The 1,283-nt window shown below is 60.2% G+C and carries 1 protein-coding gene; it reads left to right on the top strand.

Annotated features, from left to right (window positions below; genetic code table 11):
- Window positions 1–73: 73 nt before the first annotated feature.
- A complete protein-coding gene (locus G522_RS0124060) occupies window positions 74–1,153 on the top strand; it encodes an IS5/IS1182 family transposase (RefSeq protein ID WP_026793200.1) in 1,080 nt (359 codons plus the stop codon).
- The last annotated feature ends 130 nt before the right edge of the window (window positions 1,154–1,283 follow it).

Consider the following 1,283-nt stretch of genomic DNA (forward strand, 5'->3'; position numbering starts at 1 on the left):
TGGACGCTTCTAAAAACCTCGCCAAATCAGTGGTTTTATGATTCCCTTTGCCTTGTGGCGGAGGGCTCTGGCGATGTCTGGACTGCCTGGCTTTTTTGACTTCGATGACCGGCTGAAGCGGCTGAGCGACCTCGGTGACCAGTTGGAGGCATTTGGCAAGACCGTCGACTTCGAGATATTCCGAGCCGATCTGTTGACGGCCCTTGATTACACCAACGGCCCGCAAGGCGGTCGGCCTCCGTTCGATCCGGTGATGATGTTCAAGATCCTGGTGATCCAGGCGGCCAACAACCTCTCTGACGAGCGGGCCGAGTTTCTGATCAACGACCGTCTGTCGTTCATGAGGTTCCTCGGGCTGACGCTGTCGGACCGGGTGCCGGATGCGCGGACGATCTGGTTGTTCAGGGAGAAACTGACGCGGGCAGATGCAATCAAGCCGTTGTTCGATCGCTTCGATGCGGCGCTGCGCGCCTCCGGCTACATTGCCATGTCCGGGCAGATCGTCGACGCCACGCTTGTATCGGCGCCCAAGCAGCGCATGACTGACGAAGAGCGGAAGACGGTCAAGGCGGGTCGCGTCCCTGAGGATTGGAAGAAGCGGCCGGCTAAACTCCGCCACAAGGACCGGGATGCCCGCTGGACGGTAAAGTTCAAGAAAGCCAAGGAAAAGCCGGATGGCACCAAGCCGCCGGTCGACATCGCCATCCCGACCTACGGCTATCAGAACCATGTGTCGATCGACGCCGGCTTTGGCTTCATTCGCAAATGGCGGGCGACCGACGCAGCCCTGTACGAAGGCGCCGTGCTGCGCGATGACCTGCTCGACAAGACGAATACCTCACGGAAGGTCTGGGCCGACACGGCCTATCGCTCGAAGGCCAACGAGGCGTTCATGGAGGTCAATGGCTTTGTCAGCCGCGTCCATCGCAAAAAGCCCAAGGGCAAGCCGATGAACGAGGCGACGCGCCGGGCCAACAATCTCAAATCCAAGGTGCGCTCCCACGTCGAGCACGTCTTTGCCGAACAGAAGGCCCGGATGGGTTTGTTCATCCGGACCATTGGTATCGCCAGGGCGACGACCAAGATCGGTCTCGCCAACCTCGTCTACAACATCAAACGGCTGATCTGTTTGGAGCGGAGCGCGGCGGCGTAGGCCGAAGGTCCACGGAGATAAGCCCCCCAGCAAAGCGGCTGTTCCCAAAGCCGAGCCGTCAGGATACTGCGCCGAGGCGGCTCCTACGATCCCGTAGCCGTCCAGAAAACCCGGTTAATCGAACCGTCCA

This window comes from Pleomorphomonas oryzae DSM 16300, assembly GCF_000422965.1.
Classification (GTDB): domain Bacteria; phylum Pseudomonadota; class Alphaproteobacteria; order Rhizobiales; family Pleomorphomonadaceae; genus Pleomorphomonas; species Pleomorphomonas oryzae.

Excerpts from the sequence above, each read along its gene's own strand:
- G522_RS0124060 (WP_026793200.1), top strand. The coding sequence starts at position 74 with ATGTCTGGACTGCCTGGCTTTTTTGACTTCGATGACCGGCTGAAGCGG.